The following is a 15,814-nucleotide window of genomic DNA, read 5'->3' as shown; positions in this document are numbered from 1 at the left end:
GGGCTTTAGCCCCTGAGGTATTTGCAACTACGCCGGACGGCTGCATCCGCCGTCACATGCGTACGATCTGCGTTCGCGATATGCTTCTCGCCTCATGCCAACCTACGCTCTGACCACCGCCACGCATCAACGCAGAGCCCTCTTCATGCGAAGGGCTAACGCCGAACTCCTGATGCAGATCCTGTTCCACTATCGCGATCAAGGTAGATTTTTGCTTCACGGCTTTGCCATCATGCCCGATCATCTGCACGTGCTGCTCACGCCTTCGCGCGATCAGACCGTCGAACGCTGCGCACAGTGCATCAAAGGTGGATTCTCATTTCAGGTCCGTCAATCATTCAAAGGTGAGATCTGGCAAACAGGATTTCATGAGCATCGAATTCGCGATGAAGAGGACTTCAGGAATCAGCTCGCGTATGTCGCAGCGAACCCGGAGCGGCGAGGTCTTCGGGAATACGAGTTCGTCCATACACGGCATCTCGACAGGATTGATTCGATGCCGGCCGGTCTGGCTCCCGAATACCTCAGGGGCTAAAGCCCAGTCCTTGTGATCGGCGCAGTTGCCGGGCTTAAAAGCCCGGCCTACCCTATTGCCCCTCAATCTTCGTCGCTTTATCGTGGCTGAACGTGACCTTGATGTGCTTCCCGTTCACGTCGTAATCGGCCGTGCGCTCGCCCTCGGTTTGGCCGTCGTATTGGGCCTTTGAGCCGATCGCCATCCGCGTCTGCAACTCGCTGAAGCCGGGCTTCACCTGGTGCGCATCGATCGCCGCCCACACGTCCTTGGGCCAGTGCGCATAGATCGTGTGGGGATCGTCGTAGAAGAACAGCAGGTCGTCGAAGTACTGCTCCTCTTGGCCCTCCAGCACACCCACCGGAGTAGCATATTGCGTCTTCTCATTGGGCAGCGTGAACACCACCAGCGCCTGCTGCGACCCGTGCGAAATATTGTTGCGCACCGAAGCGGGCGCGACTGCCTTGATCGCCTTCTTGATATCGAGCCGCTGCGCCGGCGGAATCAGTCCAGCCGGCTTCATCCACTCTACCTTGCCGCTCGCGTAAGGGTAGTAGGGCATCGAGTAGCCGTTGCGCATCCAAACCGGCTTGCCTTCGAGGTCCTTCACATCGTTGAAGTGCTGCGGGAATTCCTGCCGGTCCACGGCGATCTGATCCGCGGTCAACTGCTGCTCCGGCTGGTTATGCTGAACACCTTGCTGAGAACGCTGATGGAAGACGAATGCTAGATAAATGCCGCCGATCAGCAACGTGATGACAGTAGGGATGAGGATCTTCTTCCACGTTTTCAAAGCGGAGATCTCCGAGTAGATGCGATTGCTGCGTCAGGATAGCAGGGCCGCGCCAGCGAAATAGCGAGCCAGAGAATCTGATGCACATCCAAGGCAAATCGCCTGCCCTTGTTGTTAGAGCAGCGTAGCGTCCGCTTCAGCCTCTTCCGGCTCGGGCGTGGGCGCCTGCTTCCGCAGTGCGGCCGAGGTCAGCTCATCGGCCTGCCGCAGGCTCGGGAACATCACCGACCACACCCCTGCCACCACCAGCGCTCCAATGCCGCCAAACACCGTCGCTCGCACTGCTCCCAGCCATTGCGCTGTCAGCCCGCTCTCGAACTCGCCCAACTCATTCGATGCCCCGATGAACAGCGAATTGACCGCGGACACGCGCCCCCGCATCTCCGGAGGCGTCGCCAGTTGCAGCAGCGATCCGCGAATAATCACGCTTATGCAGTCGGCCGCGCCCAGGATCGCCAGTGCCACCAGCGAAAGCCACAAATCCCGCGATAGCCCGAACACGATGGTCGCCACGCCGAAGATGAAGACCGAAATAAACAGCTTGATTCCCGCCTTGCGCTGCAGCGGAAACCGCGCCAGCGTCAGCGACATGCACAGCGCACCGACCGCCGGCGCCGCACGCAGCATGCCCAGCCCCCGCGGCCCGGTTTGCAACACCTCATTGGCGAAGATCGGCATGAGAGCCACTGCGCCACCCAGCAACACCACGAACAGGTCCAGCGAGAACGAGCCCAGCAGCATGGGCATGCTGCGCACATACTGGAACCCCGCCAGCACCACCTTGAGCGATGCCGCCCGGTGCTCCATGCGCCCCGGCCGCACCTTGAGAGTGCTGATCAGAACGATGAACCACACCAGCGAAAGCAGCGTAAAGCAGTAGACGATCCCCGCTCCTGTGAAGTCCATCAGATGCGGCTCGTGCGGGAATAGCTGGGTCAGCGGCAACGTAAAGAGAATTCCGCCGAGCGCCGGCCCCGTGGTGTTGGCGAACTGGAAGATGGCGCCGCCCCATGTCACGGCGTTGACGAAGTGCTTCTCCGGAACGAGGTGAGGAATCAGCGCGGAGCTGGCCGGCCCGGAGAACGACCGCCCCGATCCGACCAGAAACAGAATTGCGTAAATGGCGAACACGCCGTGATATCCCGCCACCGTGATGGCCAGCAGCGCGGCTGTGCAAATCATCTGAAGCGAGTAGCAGACCAGGATGACCTGCCGACGGTCGAAGCGGTCGGCCACGTGCCCTGCCGGAAGCAGGAAAAGGAGTCCCGGGAGAAACAACGCCAGCCCCGTGTATCCAAGGTCGAGCGCGCGATGCGTGATGGAATACACCTGCCAGGCCACAGCGACGGCCTGCGCCTCGGCGCCCAGGATCGCCATGACGCGCGCCAGTTGGTAGCGGCGGAAGTCGCGCGAGTCAAAAGCTTCCAGTCCGCGGCGCGACGCCGGTTGAGGAGGGGAAGACATCTGACAACTAGCCTAACGGATGGGTCCCGGGATGGTCATTGCGGCTTTGTCGCAGCAGGAGTCCCGGCGCTGGGCTTGGCGGTCGTCGTACTCGAGCCTGTAGTGGTCCTTTTCTTCTTGTGTACGGGAGTCGCCGGCTTGCATGGTGCTGGCGCGACCGCGGCAGTCTCCTTCGCCTTGGAAGCGGCTTCCTGCTGCGCCTTCAGCTCTTTCTGCAGTTCGAAAATCTGCTTCTCGTGGGTGGCGGCGTAGGCCTGCATCTGGTCGTCGTAGGTGTTGCGAGCCTTGTTCACGTCGAGCATTGTTTGCTGCAGGGCGGTGATCTGCTCGCTGGGCGCGGAGACGCGCGCGGCCTCTTCCACGCGCAGCAGCACGTCATAGAACGCGTCGAGATGCTTCATCAGCGGAAGGGAACGGCTCAGCGCGGTGGGCTCCGCATCGGCCGCGGTCATCAGCGTCGGAATGTTGCTCTGCAGGTCGTGGAGCAGCGCGGCGACATTCTGGCTCGCCTCATCGCGCACGCTGCCCTTCTTCCACTTGTCGGTCTTGATCGTCGCAAGCGTCGCCTGCGCCTGCGTGAGCGCAGGCTGGAGCACTGAAGATGCCGTGATGGCGGCCGCGGCCGGAGTGCCGGGAGCGGTCGCTGGCGCGGCCTCCGCGGACACAGGAGCTGCCGCCGGGTTCTGGCCCACAGCAGAGGCCGGGGCCGCCGCTGGCTGCGCGTTCCCGGCGATTGAGAAAGCTCCGATGAAGATGGTTCCGAGGAAGAGACGCAATACGGTCTGAAAGATTCGCATGGGACTCACTCTCATTGGGCCTGCGCGCGCCGCGAAAGCTCGCCCGCTGCACAAGCCCTGGGGTTCACCTGCATCCTCTTTGGATGCGCAACCGCTCCCGATCCTAAACCCACTCGCCTTTTCGCATCACCGGCTCGGCCGCGCCGGTTGAGGTGATGCCGTCGATGTCGAGCTCGCCCGAGCCGATCATCCAGTCAACGTGGATCAGGCTGTCGTTGGCGCCCTTAGCCGCAAGTTCCTCGGGTGTCAGCTTGTCGCCATCCTTCAGGCACGACGTGTAAGCCTGGCCCAGCGCAATGTGGCTGGCGGCGTTCTCGTCGAACAGCGTGTTGTAGAACAGCAGCCCGCTCGCCGCAATGGGCGACGAATGCGGCACCAGCGCCACTTCACCCAGCCGCCGCGCCCCGTCGTCCGTGGAAATGAGCTTTTCCAGCACCTCGAGCCCGCGGCTGGCGTTCGCCTGCACAATGCGCCCTGCCTCGAAGCGCACTTCAATCCCCTCAATCATCGTGCCCTGGTAGCTCAGCGGCTTCGAAGCGCGCACAATACCGTCCGCGCGGTCTTTATGCGGAGTGGTGAAGATCTCCTCCGTGGGCATGTTGGGAATGCAGTAGAGCCCGTTGCCCGCCCGCGTCCCGCCGCCCATCCACAGGTGGTCGTCGGATAATCCCAGACGGAAGTCGGTGCCGGGTCCGCGATACTGCAGCGCCGAGTAGCGCTTTTCGTTCATGTAAGCCGCGCGGCTCTGCAGTCCGGCGTCGTGAGCCTTCCAGTTGGCAACGGGATCATCGCCATCCACGCGCGAGGTGCGGAAGATGGCATCCCACAGCTTCGCCAAGGCCGCTTCCGGCGCATCCTCGGGAAACATCGTTGCCGCCCACGCGGGAGTTGCCGCAGCCACAATCGTCCAGTTGATCTCGTGGCGCGTAATCAGCTCCAGCGCGGGCCGGTAAGCCTTCGAGACCGCCTGGTTGGCGCGTCCCACTTTCCCCGGATCCTCATTCGAAAGCAGCAGCGGGCTGGCACCCGTAATCGCCAGGCGCGCCGCACCGCGCTTGTAGGCCGCTCCCATGCCGTCGTAGAGCCATCCCGCGGCCGTGTCGAACGCGTCGTCGGGCGCATGCCGATACCTAAGCAGCGTGGCTTCGTCGTCGGCGTAGAGTGTGGTCACCAGCGATGCGCCGGCGCGATAGGCCTGCTCGGTGATCTTCCGCGCCAGCGGCACCGCGTCGAGCGGAGCGGTCATCACCAGTTCCTGCCCGCGGGCAAGGCCCAGGCCCACTTCAATGGCCACGCGTGCCAGCTGATCGAGTTTCTGTTCAAACGAGAGTTCCTGCGCTACCGTCGCCATAGTGGTTTCGACCTTCAGGGGAATTTGAATTTTCAAGGCATGGAGCGTACGAAATTGGCCGTACCGGAAGTGTTGCAGGTCGATCAGGTTGAAACGCTGCTAGTGCGCGCAGGCGCAGCCCCCGCCGCAGCCCATTTGCGTAGGCATCTCGCATGCGCCGCCGCCCATGCCGCAAGGGCGAGCCGCTGAGGCCGATGCGCCTTTCGTGATCGCCCCCGCGCCGCCGCTGATGAGACGTTTGACGGCTCCGCCGCAGGAAGGACACGAGCTGATCTCCGGCTCCGACATCTTCTGTCGCCGCTCGAAATGTGCGCCGCAATCGCGGCAACTGTACTCATACGCGGGCATGGGCCATCTCCTCGCTTGTTTCAATTATACGAACGGCACCTGCGGTGCGGCTGGCTGCGAGCTTCGCTCGCCATCCTTGCTTTGGCAAGCGTCGAGGTCTTCTCCACGTCGACGGAAAAGAAACGACAGAATAGAGAGCGTGCGCTCCGGTCGTACAATGCTCGTCGGAGTGCAACATGTTCCGTTCACGATCACGGCGGTCGTTTCTCAAGAGCACCTCGCTTGCCGTTGCGGGAGCCGCCGCGTCGCGAAAGCTGTCCTTCGCAGACGCTCCATCCGCCCTGGCTGCGCCCCCTGCGCTTCAGCAATTCGGTTATGGCGAAGTGGAGCTGCTGGCCGGTCCTCTGCGCGACCAGTTTGAGCGCAACCACGCCTTCTATGCCGCGCTCGACGTCGACCGTCTCCTCAAGCCTTTCCGGCAGCGCGCCGGCCTTCCCGCACCCGGCGACGACATGGGCGGCTGGTACAGCTGGGCCCCCCTCGGCGACCTCGATAAGCTCCCCAACAACGGCTTCGCTCCCGGCCACAGTTTCGGCCAGTATCTTTCCGGCCTCTCGCGCGACTACGCCGCTAGCGGCCTGCCTTCCACGCGCGAGAAGGTCCACAACATCGTGAAAGCCTTCGGTCCGGCAATCTCTGAAGACTTCTGGCGTGACAATCGTTTCCCCGCCTACACCTACGACAAGATCTCCATCGGCCTGCTCGATGCGCACACCCTCACCGGCGCGCCTGACGCCCTCAAGATCCTCGACAAGACCCTCGACTCCGTCCAGAAGCACCTGCCTCCCGGCGGCATCTCGCGCGCCGAGCAGTATGCCCGCCCGCATCGTGACGAGAGCTTCTGCTGGGACGAGCCCTACACTCTCCCGGAGAATGCCTTCATCGCCTGGCAGCGCGGCGCGGGCCAGCGCTACCGCGGCCTGGCGATGCGTTTCCTCGCCGACTCCTGGTACTACGATCCGCTCGCCGCCGGCGAAAACGTCCTATCCGGCAAACACGCCTACAGCCACGTCAATTGCCTCAGCTCGGCCATGCAGGCATACTTCGTGCTCGGCAACCAGAAGCACCTCCGCGCCGCGCAGAACGCCTTCGAATTCCTGCGCACTACGCAGAGCTTTGCCACCGGCGGCTGGGGTCCAGACGAAAACTTCCGCGTGCCCGGCAGCGGCGAAGTGGGCGAGAGCCTCGGCAAAACCCACTCCAGCTTTGAGACGCCCTGCGGCTCGTATGCGCACTTCAAGATCACGCGCTATCTGATTCGAGCCACCAAGGACAGCCGCTACAGCGATTCCATGGAGCGCGTGCTCTACAACTGCATTCTCGGCGTCCGCCCCATCCAGGCCGACGGCCACGGCTTCTACTACTCCGACTACAGCAACGACGGCTCCAAGTTCTACCACCCCTACAAGTGGCACTGCTGCACCGGCACGTTCTCGCAGATCACCGCCGATTACGGCATCAGCGCCTATTTCAACGACGGCAACGGCGTCTATGTGAACCTCTACGTCCCCTCACGCGTCTACTGGCGACGCGCCGCCGGCCGCGTGACTCTCACCCAGCAGACACGCTATCCCCACCACCCCACCACCAGCATTGCCGTTGCGCTCGACGCGCCCACAGCTTTCCCCATCTATGTGCGAATTCCCGAGTGGGCCGGGCCGAAGACTACCGTCGCCGTTAACGGCAAGCGCTTCTTGTCCGGCGCCGAGCCGGGCGTCTTCGCAACCCTGCAGCGCACCTGGTCGAACGGCGACCGCATCGAGATCGAGTTCGACATGCCCACGACCCTCGAGGCAGTCGATCCGCAGCACCCCAACCTGCTCGCCCCCATGCACGGCCCGCTGGCGCTCTTCAGCGTCGGCCCCATTCCCACCGATCTGCGCCGCGAGGATCTATTGCGCATGACCCAGGTCGCGCGGGGCTCTACCGACTGGCAGACGAAAACTGCAACAGGCGCGCTAACCCTCCGCCCCTTCACCGCCATCAACGACGAACACTACCGGCTTTACCTGGCGCTGCCATCGTAACCGCCACGGCGGATACCCCAGTCCCGAGGTTCAGCCTCCGTACGGCATGGGCGGAACCTTCCCCAGCAGCCGCGAGTAGACCGTCAGCGCACCGCGATGATGCGCGGTATGCTCCACCATCGCGCCGATAATCTCGTAAGTCGGTCGGCCGCCCATCACCGGTCCTGCCGGCAGTGGCCGCGCCAGCTCCTCCGGAGTCTTCCCGCGCAAAAAATCCGCTGCATGGATAAACGCATTCTCCAGCCGGTGCCGTGCTTCCGTGAGCGAACGCACCTCGGCAAGCGCCCGCGCGTGTTCAGCGAAGTCGAGGTCGAAGCCCTCTGGTCGAGTTGCGCCCTCGACGAACCACTCGATCGTCTGCGCAGCGTGCGCCACCTGCTGCGCCACTGTCATCATCCCCTCGCAGGGCCGAAACTGCGAGTCGCTCTCGTCCAGAACCTGGGTCGAGCGCTCGAAGAACTCCTTACCTGCGAGTACCTGCGCTGCATAGTCGTAGAGTTCTGCTGTCGTGTTCATGCGCAGCATAGTAGCACCGGCTGAGCGATGCCGCTTTCGCGCGAACAAAGGCTTGTGACTAGATCGCAAAAACTCCTTAATGCCTGGCCAATAACGGCGACAAAGCACGAAACAACCATCCCGCTTACTCGATAGAATCGCCCTCACCGCAGAATGTTTGCCTGATTGCACCAACTCTGGTGATATCCACAAATTTCATCAAGTTTTGCACTTGCATTCACAGATTGAGCAGGCGCATAGTCCCGTCAGTTGGTAGCCAAGTAGCGAATTGGAAACGAGCATTTCCTGCCCGCGCAGGAAGATGAAAGTTCGATCGAGAGCGGAAATTCGCAACGGTGCGCGCAAGCCGCCGAAGCAAAGATTCGAAGGAAGTCGGGCACTCATCCCTGGCAAGGCAAGCGATGCAAAGTTCGGAAGTATTTGGAACTCGTCTCCATGGGCAGCGCAAGGGTCCAGCGGAACTTGAGGGAACGCACAGGCGGCTTGCCGCAGGCGCGGGAACTCTGGGAAAGCCGGAAGCGAACGCCAGCCCGAAGTGGAAACGCGAAGCTCGGTTGACAACGCAGGAGTCATCCTCGGCCGAGGGTGAGCCCGCGTAGGGAGCTGAGGCGAGCGAATCCGACTGGGCCGAACGGGTAGCATTCAAGGCATGCTGGCAGTTTGCCGAAAGGTAGATAACCGGCGGAGATTGGAAGTTAGTCAACGGTTCAGCAAGGAGATGTAACTTGAACTGAGCAGAACCCAGAGTCTGCGACTACGGCCGTAGCCGGGGCAGGGTTCGCGCAGAGGGTCAGGTTATCTCGCCGCTCGTTGCGAGCGTAGCGTCCGTGGGAAGGCGAGGATCGTAAACGGTTCGCCGGAGACGATCTTCGACGGAAAGCGGAAAAGCAGCTGGCAGTGAGTCACAGCGAGGCGGGTCAACCGGTACTACTGAAGATTCATCGCCCGGCATTGCTGGATGGTGTTCGGACCGAAGAGATACGAGGCACCCAGAAAACGCCAGAGGCCGCAAGGCTCCTGGCGTTTTCGCCTTCAGAGCAGCTAAATCATTGCGCGGCAGCTTCGCAGAAACCGGCAGCGTCTATTACGGCGGCCATGCGCGGGAAGTATCTTTCGATCAGCGCCGCATGCAAATCAGGGTCGCGATCGGCGCAGCAGTCCCCCACTACAGCCAGCTGGTAGTCCGCATCGGCTGCATGCAGAAGGGTAGCCAGCACCACGCCGCTGGTGGCGATGCCAAGAAGAACCAGCGTATCGATGTCGTTGGCGCGCAGAATCATCTCAAGATCGGTGCCGGTGAACGCGCTTCCCCGGTGCTTTGTAATGACGGTCTCATCGCCGACCGGCGCCGCCGCGGAATGAATGGCGCTGTTGGGTCCGGAGAAAAGCTGTTGCCACTGCGGGTTTGCTTTCACGGCCGCGAACAGCACGTTGCGCTCGCTGATCTCAGGCATGCCCGGCCGAAATCCTACCCGGACGTGGATGATCTGCATGCCGCGTTTTCTTGCGGTATGCAGAACCGCCGCCACTCTGGTTATGTACTCGGGATCATTTTGCGTGTAGATGGACACGATGGAGCTGTGCAAGTCCATGCTGAGCAATGCGGCACGTTGCAAGTCTGGGAGTGGTATCGCCATGCTGAGACTCCTCCTGACAAGACTTGCACGGCTTGCGTGTTAGGGGACAGGCCCTTCCGGAGCAGAGCTCTGTCCAGAACGGTTCTTGCTCAGCAAAAGAACGCCAGGATGATCAGGTACACCTGCCTGGAACGCCATTGCGGCTTCTTTCTGCCGCAAGGCTGGAAGGCACGATCCCCGCTCCGCTTCAGTCTGGCGCCGAAGGCGCGATGGCCGCACCGCACGCCCGTGATAGCCATCACAGACCTCGCCCTCTCAGAACGCTACTCTTCCCTTGAGGGCTGTGTTTCGTCTACGGAACACGGCCCTTCACCAGTATCAGCGGGGAGTTACTAGAAAATTAGCTACCCCTCCCCCTGTTTTTACTTCTCCTTACCTTCGCTTTTTCGGCATCGCTTTTCGATAAATATCTCACTTCACATAACTTATTCGTATATGAAAATCCATAAATTATTTGGCCTGAGTTTTTGGGGCTCAAGGCCAAAAGTTAGTTCCTGGTAAACAGCAGCGCCCTCTGTTTACGGACTGCGGACTTCCTTCTCAGAAAGTCGCGTTAGTGCACTGCCCCCTCCGGAGCCGCGCTCTGACCGGGACGGTTCTTGCTCAGCAGGAAGGCCAGAAGGACGAGGCACACCGACATCCATGACAGCTCGATATACACATCCTGGTAGCCCTGCATGCGGGCCTGCATGTTGAGCTGCTGATACAGCGATCCCAGTGCGAGACCGCCGCCGTTCGGGCCTCCAAACTGCCCACTTAGGAAGCCCTGCAGCGCGCCTCGATGTGCGTCGTATCCCGGCTGGCCGGGCTGCATGAAGTTCTGCAAATGCTGCTCATGCCACATCGTCCGGCTGGTCACCTGCGCGCTAGTGATGGCGATCAGGATGCTTCCGCCGATGTTGCGGGCGAAGTTGATTAGGCCCGAGACCTGGTTCGACTCCTCCTTCGGCATGCCCACGTACGCTGCATTCGTGATCGAAATGAAGCAGAACGGCAGCGGCAGCATCTGGATCACGCGCAGCCACGACGCCTGGCTGAACGTCATCTGCAGGCTCGTCACCTGCGCCGCGTAGCGGAAGGTGAAGGTGAACATGATGAAGCCAACAACCGCCAGAGTGCGCGCGGATATCTTTCCGGTTGCAAACCCCGCCAGCGGCATCACCACCACCAGAGCGATGCCTCCCGCGGTCAGCGCCTCGCCCGCCGAAGTTGCCGTATAGCCCAGCAGCTCCTGCATGAACTGCGGCTGCAGCACGGTATTCGCGTTCAGCACGCCGCCGACTAAGGCCATCAGGAAGCAGCAGATGGCAAAGTTCTTGAACCGGAACAGGCGCAGGTTGATGATCGGCTTGTCTGTATGCAGTTCCCACAGCACCAGCGCAATCATGCCGCCCACAAACAGCACCGCGAAGAACTGAATGAAGCCCGAGGAGAACCAGTCGTTCTCTTCGCCTTTGTCCAGCATGATCTGCATACCGCCCATGGCGATCGAAAGGAAGCTTAGACCGAGGTAGTCCATCTGCCCCAGCAGCTTGCGGTCCGGCTTGATCCACGGTGGATCCTCAATGAGGCGGGTGACCAGCAGGAACGCCAGAAGACCGACCGGAATGTTGATGAAGAAGATCCAGCGCCACGAGTAGTTGTCTGTGATCCAGCCGCCCAGCGTGGGACCGATCGACGGGGCGAGAACGGCCACCAAGCCGTAAAGGGCGAATGCCTGTCCGCGCTTATGCGGTTCGAAGGAGTCGGCCATGATGGCCTGCGCCATCGGCTGCAAGCCGCCGCCCCCGGCGCCCTGCAGAATGCGGAAGACAATCAGCAGGGGAAGCGTAGGCGCGATGCCGCAGAGAAAACTCGAAATCGTGAAGATGACAAGACAGGTTAGAAAGAAGTTCTTACGCCCCATCACGTTCGAGGCCCAGGCGCCGAGGGGAAGCACGATGGCGTTCGAGACCAGGTAGCTGGTCAGCACCCAGGTACCCTGGTCGATGCTGGCGCCGAGACTCCCAGCAATGTGAGGCAGGGCCACGTTGGCAATGGAGGTATCCAGCACCTCCATAAAGGCCGCCAGCGCGACGGTCGCGGCAATCAGCCACGGGTTCGATCGCGGCTTCCAGGCCGCCTGGAGCGCGGCGGGCGCAGGTGCCGCCGTAGTTTGCGATGCAGCCAAAATGTCTCCTCAATAATGGGTCGTGCAGCTCAAAGAGAGTCAGGGACTCGTCAGAGGGAAGCCTGCGGAGCGTTCTGGCCCGGCCAGTCCCCTTGAACCGGATACCGTTTCACCGCTTTAGATTCAGGATGTGCGCCGCGAGGTTCATGCAATCTGCTGCTGCACGTTTTGCATCGTGAACCCGATGGGACGAAGTCGAAGCGTTGTTTGAGGCGTTTTCAACGCAGAAACAAAAGTGGTTGGCCATCTCTGCAGTACGCGCTACAGCCGGGTTCCCACGGAAACCGGCCCATCTCATCGCTCCAGATGCACTGGTAAAGCGGGAACGGATCGGCCTCATAGAACCAGAGCGCGTAGCCCACATAGTCGCGGTAGTGCTTGCGGTCGATTTCCTTGAAGCACACCCGGTGAGGCTGCCGCAGGATGCCCTCGTAGGCGCGATCCTGCTCGAAGTGCATGCCGTTCTGGACGTCGATACCGATGACGTTGACCGCGCTCATGCATGTATCGAGCGGCAGGCCAAAGAGAATCACTTCAGGATGGCCCAGGGAATGGAAGAAGCCAATCGAATAAGCGAATCCGGAGTCGGTGTCCGGTTCGCGGTCCAGCACGCCGGTGATCTGCCAGCCATCGGTGTGGATCTCCCGCAGGACTTGGGCGTCGAGCGAGGAGAGTTCGTTGGCGTCTTCGATCGAGCGCGTCATGTCAGTTGAGAGTAGTTTTTACGGGGTAGCGGTTGCTCAGAATCGTTCGCGTTTCCCGGCCGGTTGGCCTCGCGAGCGGCCGAGCGGCGCAATTTCCAGATACTGAAGGCCAGCCCGGCGACGGTCAGAATGGTGAAAGTCCACATAATCGGAGCAGACCACTTTTCAAGCGTCGCGGACCAGGCTTTGATGATGTGCCTGCCATACCGTATCGCTAACCACCCCATCAGCGAGTAGCGAAGCGTCCGCCCCGCTCCAAATGCGAGTAGAAAGCGTCTGGCAGTTGCTCCCAAAGCACCCGCGGCCAGCAGGAACGGCCACAGCGGGATCGGCGGAGGCAGAATGGCCGGCAGGAACACGGCGAGCATAGGATGCTTCTGCGCCCAGCCCTGAACGCGTTTCTGGAGCCGGGGCGGCACGTAGCGGCCAATTGCCGCTTCTCCGCCTTTCTTGCCCAGCCGCCACGTGGTCCACCCACCGATCAGGCTGCCTATGACCCCGCAGCTCACCAGCAGGTAGGGATTGCTACCCCTGGAGATCAGCCAAAGCAGGAGCAAATCGGTACTTCCTGGGACCGCCAGCGGAATGATCGTCGCATCCACCAGCGAAACGGCGAATACCCCGGGCGCGCCCAGACGGGCAAGCCAGTGGAAAGTAGACGATTTCTTTCCGCCTGCTGCAGCGGCGCCAGACTCCAGAAAGGAAAAGCTCACTCCGAGTTGGATGCTGGTCGTTGGGCCTCTGCAATGGCCGCTGTGAAAGGCATGAATCGCTGCCCAAGTCCTTCCCATGGAACAAAAAGAGCCGAAATCGGAGAAATCACAATCTACGAGCCGTGAAACCTAGCAACAATCCTAGGTGTTTCTCGGTCCATCTCCGGGTAATATCCCTTTCACAGGCCGCAATGGTCTGTGCACGTAACGTGGCCGCGCGCCGGTGGGACGCCGCGCGGCCCCTTTCCTTTTGCTTGAGCACACCTGCAGAGCTACATGCGGTTGATCAGGGTGGCGATGCAGGCTGCGCCGAAGCCATTGTCGATATTGACCACGCACACATTGGGCGAGCAGGTGTTAAGCATTCCCAGGAGCGCAGCCAGCCCGCCAAAGCTGGCTCCGTAGCCAATGCTGGTGGGCACGGCGATGACCGGCGCGTTGACCAGTCCTCCCACGACGGTCGGCAGCGCGCCCTCCATGCCCGCGCACACGATGAGGACGCGCGCCGACTGCAGCGATCCGCGCTGAGCGAGGAGTCGATGAATCCCGGCGACGCCGACGTCTGCGATGAGCTCGACAGTATTGCCCATCAACCGGGCGGTCACAGCAGCCTCTTCTGCCACGGCAAGGTCGCTGGTTCCGGCGCAAACTACGGCCACGGTGCCTTTGCCCTGCGGCGGGACAGCCTGTTCCAGCGTGATGCAGCGGGCGGTTACGTGATGCACAGCGCGGGGCTCGGCGGCCAGCACGGCCTGGGCGCACTCCGGAGAGACACGTGTGGCCAGCACGTTGCCCCCAGCCTGCGCCATGCGGACGAAGATCGCGGTGACGTGCTCGATGGTCTTGCCGGAAGCGAAGATCACCTCGGGCATGCCGGTGCGCAGGGGGCGATGGTGATCAAGCTTGGCGAAGCCCATGTCCTCAAACGGCAACACGCGCAAACGCTCCAGCGCATCGGGGATATCGGTGCGGCCTTCACGAACCTCGTTGAGCAGCGCTTCAAGCTGGGCGCGTTCCATCCAGGCGTCTCCTTGAGAAGTAACTCGTTTTGGAATGCTTTCATTTGCGCGGCGCGGGCGTGTGGCGGCATTTGATGGTGTCCTTGCGCGCCCAGCGTTCCACTTCGATAGCCGCGCCCTGCATGCAAACGTTTGCACCCGGGCGCAATGTGCCTGTGAATTCGATGCCCTCGCCGGGTGTCGGCCTGGGGTCGCCAACGATGATGTTGTACAGCTTCCCCGCGCGCACATCGCGGACCACTAGACAGCGCGGCTCCACGCCGGCTTCGACACAGCCCTCGCCATGAACCTTCTTCGGCTCGGGCTGGGGTTTGGGGATTTCAGGCTGCTGCTGGGCGAGAGCGCCTGAAGCGACAACAATAGCCAAGAGGGAGACGGCGGAGAATCGAACGAACTTCATGATCATTCTCCTTTGCGCGATGCAGCCCAGGCCTGTGCCGCCTGCTGCATCACCTGCTTGAGCGGAACCTTATTCTCGTCAGCAATTCGCCGGCAGTCTTCGTATTCAGGCGCAGCGTTGAGCACGCTACCGGCTGCTGAGCGGGCGATCTTCATGTGTATCGTGCCCCATTGCGTGTCGATCTCCACAATCTCGCGCTCGAGTGCCATCTTGCTTTCGATGCGCCAATGCGCGCCGATCGTCGTCGTTTCGCGGAAGAGGATCTCACGGAGCTGGGCGAGCCGATGCGGAGCGCACAAAACGGTGAGCTGCACGCCCGTTCGACCCTTCTTCATCTGCAGGGGGATGCGATAGACGTCCCACGCTCCGGATTCGAGCAGCCGTTCGCTCACGTAGGCGAGTAGCTGCGGCGTCGAATCGTCGATAACAGTCTCCAGGATCGCGATTGGCTCGGTCCCGGGTTCTGTTGCTGCATGGGCTGCTTCGCTTTCGCCGACGATCAGGCGCAGCAGGTTGGGCTGCCCCGGAGTGTCGCGCCCACCCGCGCCGTATCCCGAGGACTGGACGCGGAGTTGCGGCAGTGCGCCGTATTTAATGCCGAGCATGCGCAGAATAGTAGCGCCGGTCGGCGTGACCCGCTCCATCGGCCGGCCTGCGGCATACACCGGGGCGTCGCCCAGCAATTTCAGGGTCGCCGGCGCGGGGATCGGAAGCGTTCCATGCGCGCACTCCACTGTGCCGCTGCCCACGTTCAACGGCGATGCCATCCAGCGATCGATTTCCAGGTGGGCCGCTCCCGCAGCAGCGCAAACGATGTCGACAATCGTATCGACCGCGCCGACCTCGTGGAAATGGACCTGTTCGACAGGAATGGAGTGGATGGCAGCTTCGGCTTCACCGAGCAGGCGGAATGCGGCTGAGGCGCGCGTCTTTACGGCCTCGGCGAGCGGCGCAGCAGCGATGATGCTGAGGATCGTGGAGAGTGAGCGATGGAGCTCGTGCGCATGGTGTTCGTGGGTATGGCTGTGGCCTTGATCGTGGTGATGATGGTGATGGCCGTGTTCGTGTGGGTGGCCATGCTCGTGCGGATGCTCATGAGCAGGCGCGTGTGTATGGTCGTCGGCGTGACTGGGCGTATCCGCAGTCACGACATCCACCTTCGTTCCCGTGATGCCGCCGCGCATGACTTTGCGGGCCTCAAGGCGCGCTCCGATATTCAGCGTTGCCGCAGTCCGCTCAAGAACTTCGAGAGGAAGGCCGGAGTCGACCATTGCGCCGAGCAGCATGTCGCCGCTGATTCCGGAGAAGCAATCGAGATATGCAATCCGCATCGGTGTGATTCTAAATCGCGGCCGTCGTAG

Annotated in this window: 15 protein-coding genes; 2 read left to right on the top strand and 13 right to left on the bottom strand. The window is 61.7% G+C overall.

Annotated elements, in window-relative coordinates:
- Positions 1-94: 94 nt before the first annotated feature.
- On the top strand, positions 95-535 hold the full coding sequence (locus MOP44_RS06815) for an REP-associated tyrosine transposase (RefSeq protein ID WP_260795228.1): 441 nt from the start codon (positions 95-97) through the stop codon (positions 533-535).
- Between the two features lie 52 nt (positions 536-587).
- Here MOP44_RS06815 and MOP44_RS06810 read toward each other — a convergent pair whose 3' ends face one another.
- From MOP44_RS06810 to MOP44_RS06790, 5 genes are all read right to left on the bottom strand, one after another.
- Positions 588-1,307: a hypothetical protein gene (locus MOP44_RS06810; RefSeq protein WP_260795226.1), complete on the bottom strand. Its 720-nt coding sequence runs from the start codon at positions 1,305-1,307 to the stop codon at positions 588-590.
- 114 nt (positions 1,308-1,421) lie between these two features.
- Positions 1,422-2,771 carry an MFS transporter gene (locus MOP44_RS06805; RefSeq protein ID WP_260795224.1) on the bottom strand — a complete coding sequence of 450 codons (1,350 nt, stop codon included), beginning with the start codon at positions 2,769-2,771 and terminating at the stop codon, positions 1,422-1,424.
- 35 nt (positions 2,772-2,806) lie between these two features.
- On the bottom strand, positions 2,807-3,568 hold the full coding sequence (locus tag MOP44_RS06800) for a hypothetical protein (RefSeq protein ID WP_260795223.1): 762 nt from the start codon (positions 3,566-3,568) through the stop codon (positions 2,807-2,809).
- 103 nt (positions 3,569-3,671) lie between these two features.
- A complete protein-coding gene (locus MOP44_RS06795; RefSeq protein ID WP_260796620.1) occupies positions 3,672-4,919 on the bottom strand; it encodes an aminopeptidase in 1,248 nt (415 codons plus the stop codon).
- 99 nt (positions 4,920-5,018) lie between these two features.
- Positions 5,019-5,267 (bottom strand): FmdB family zinc ribbon protein, encoded by a 249-nt coding sequence (locus MOP44_RS06790; RefSeq protein ID WP_260795222.1) that lies wholly within the window; start codon positions 5,265-5,267, stop codon positions 5,019-5,021.
- 176 nt (positions 5,268-5,443) lie between these two features.
- On the opposite strand from MOP44_RS06790, the gene MOP44_RS06785 reads away from it, so the two are divergent.
- Positions 5,444-7,294: a glycoside hydrolase family 127 protein gene (locus MOP44_RS06785; RefSeq protein WP_260795221.1), complete on the top strand. Its 1,851-nt coding sequence runs from the start codon at positions 5,444-5,446 to the stop codon at positions 7,292-7,294.
- A 30-nt stretch (positions 7,295-7,324) separates the two neighbouring features.
- Here the strand turns inward: MOP44_RS06785 and MOP44_RS06780 are convergent, their stop codons facing one another.
- From MOP44_RS06780 to larC, 8 genes are all read right to left on the bottom strand, one after another.
- Positions 7,325-7,810, bottom strand: a complete 486-nt coding sequence (locus MOP44_RS06780; RefSeq protein ID WP_260795220.1) for a DinB family protein — start codon at positions 7,808-7,810, stop codon at positions 7,325-7,327.
- 1,046 nt (positions 7,811-8,856) lie between these two features.
- Positions 8,857-9,447, bottom strand: a complete 591-nt coding sequence (locus MOP44_RS06775; protein ID WP_260795219.1) for a cysteine hydrolase family protein — start codon at positions 9,445-9,447, stop codon at positions 8,857-8,859.
- A 553-nt stretch (positions 9,448-10,000) separates the two neighbouring features.
- Positions 10,001-11,617 (bottom strand): DHA2 family efflux MFS transporter permease subunit, encoded by a 1,617-nt coding sequence (locus MOP44_RS06770; RefSeq protein ID WP_260795218.1) that lies wholly within the window; start codon positions 11,615-11,617, stop codon positions 10,001-10,003.
- A gap of 218 nt (positions 11,618-11,835) precedes the next feature.
- Positions 11,836-12,321 (bottom strand): DUF4262 domain-containing protein, encoded by a 486-nt coding sequence (locus tag MOP44_RS06765; protein WP_260795217.1) that lies wholly within the window; start codon positions 12,319-12,321, stop codon positions 11,836-11,838.
- On the bottom strand, positions 12,318-13,034 hold the full coding sequence (locus MOP44_RS06760) for a VTT domain-containing protein (RefSeq protein ID WP_260795216.1): 717 nt from the start codon (positions 13,032-13,034) through the stop codon (positions 12,318-12,320). The genes MOP44_RS06765 and MOP44_RS06760 overlap by 4 nt, the downstream gene beginning before the upstream one ends.
- Positions 13,035-13,306: 272 nt before the next feature.
- The gene (gene larB, locus MOP44_RS06755; RefSeq protein ID WP_260795214.1) at positions 13,307-14,053 is read right to left on the bottom strand and encodes a nickel pincer cofactor biosynthesis protein LarB; all 747 of its coding nucleotides are present in this window, start codon (positions 14,051-14,053) and stop codon (positions 13,307-13,309) included.
- A 40-nt stretch (positions 14,054-14,093) separates the two neighbouring features.
- Positions 14,094-14,453 (bottom strand): hypothetical protein, encoded by a 360-nt coding sequence (locus MOP44_RS06750; RefSeq protein ID WP_260795213.1) that lies wholly within the window; start codon positions 14,451-14,453, stop codon positions 14,094-14,096.
- Between the two features lie 2 nt (positions 14,454-14,455).
- Positions 14,456-15,784 (bottom strand): nickel pincer cofactor biosynthesis protein LarC, encoded by a 1,329-nt coding sequence (gene larC / locus MOP44_RS06745; RefSeq protein WP_260795211.1) that lies wholly within the window; start codon positions 15,782-15,784, stop codon positions 14,456-14,458.
- Positions 15,785-15,814: the final 30 nt, after the last annotated feature.

This window comes from Occallatibacter riparius (genome assembly GCF_025264625.1).
In the GTDB taxonomy this organism is placed as follows: domain Bacteria; phylum Acidobacteriota; class Terriglobia; order Terriglobales; family Acidobacteriaceae; genus Telmatobacter; species Telmatobacter riparius.
The sequence above is the reverse complement of the archived record's forward strand: the minus strand, read 5'-3'. Positions and strand labels throughout refer to the sequence as shown.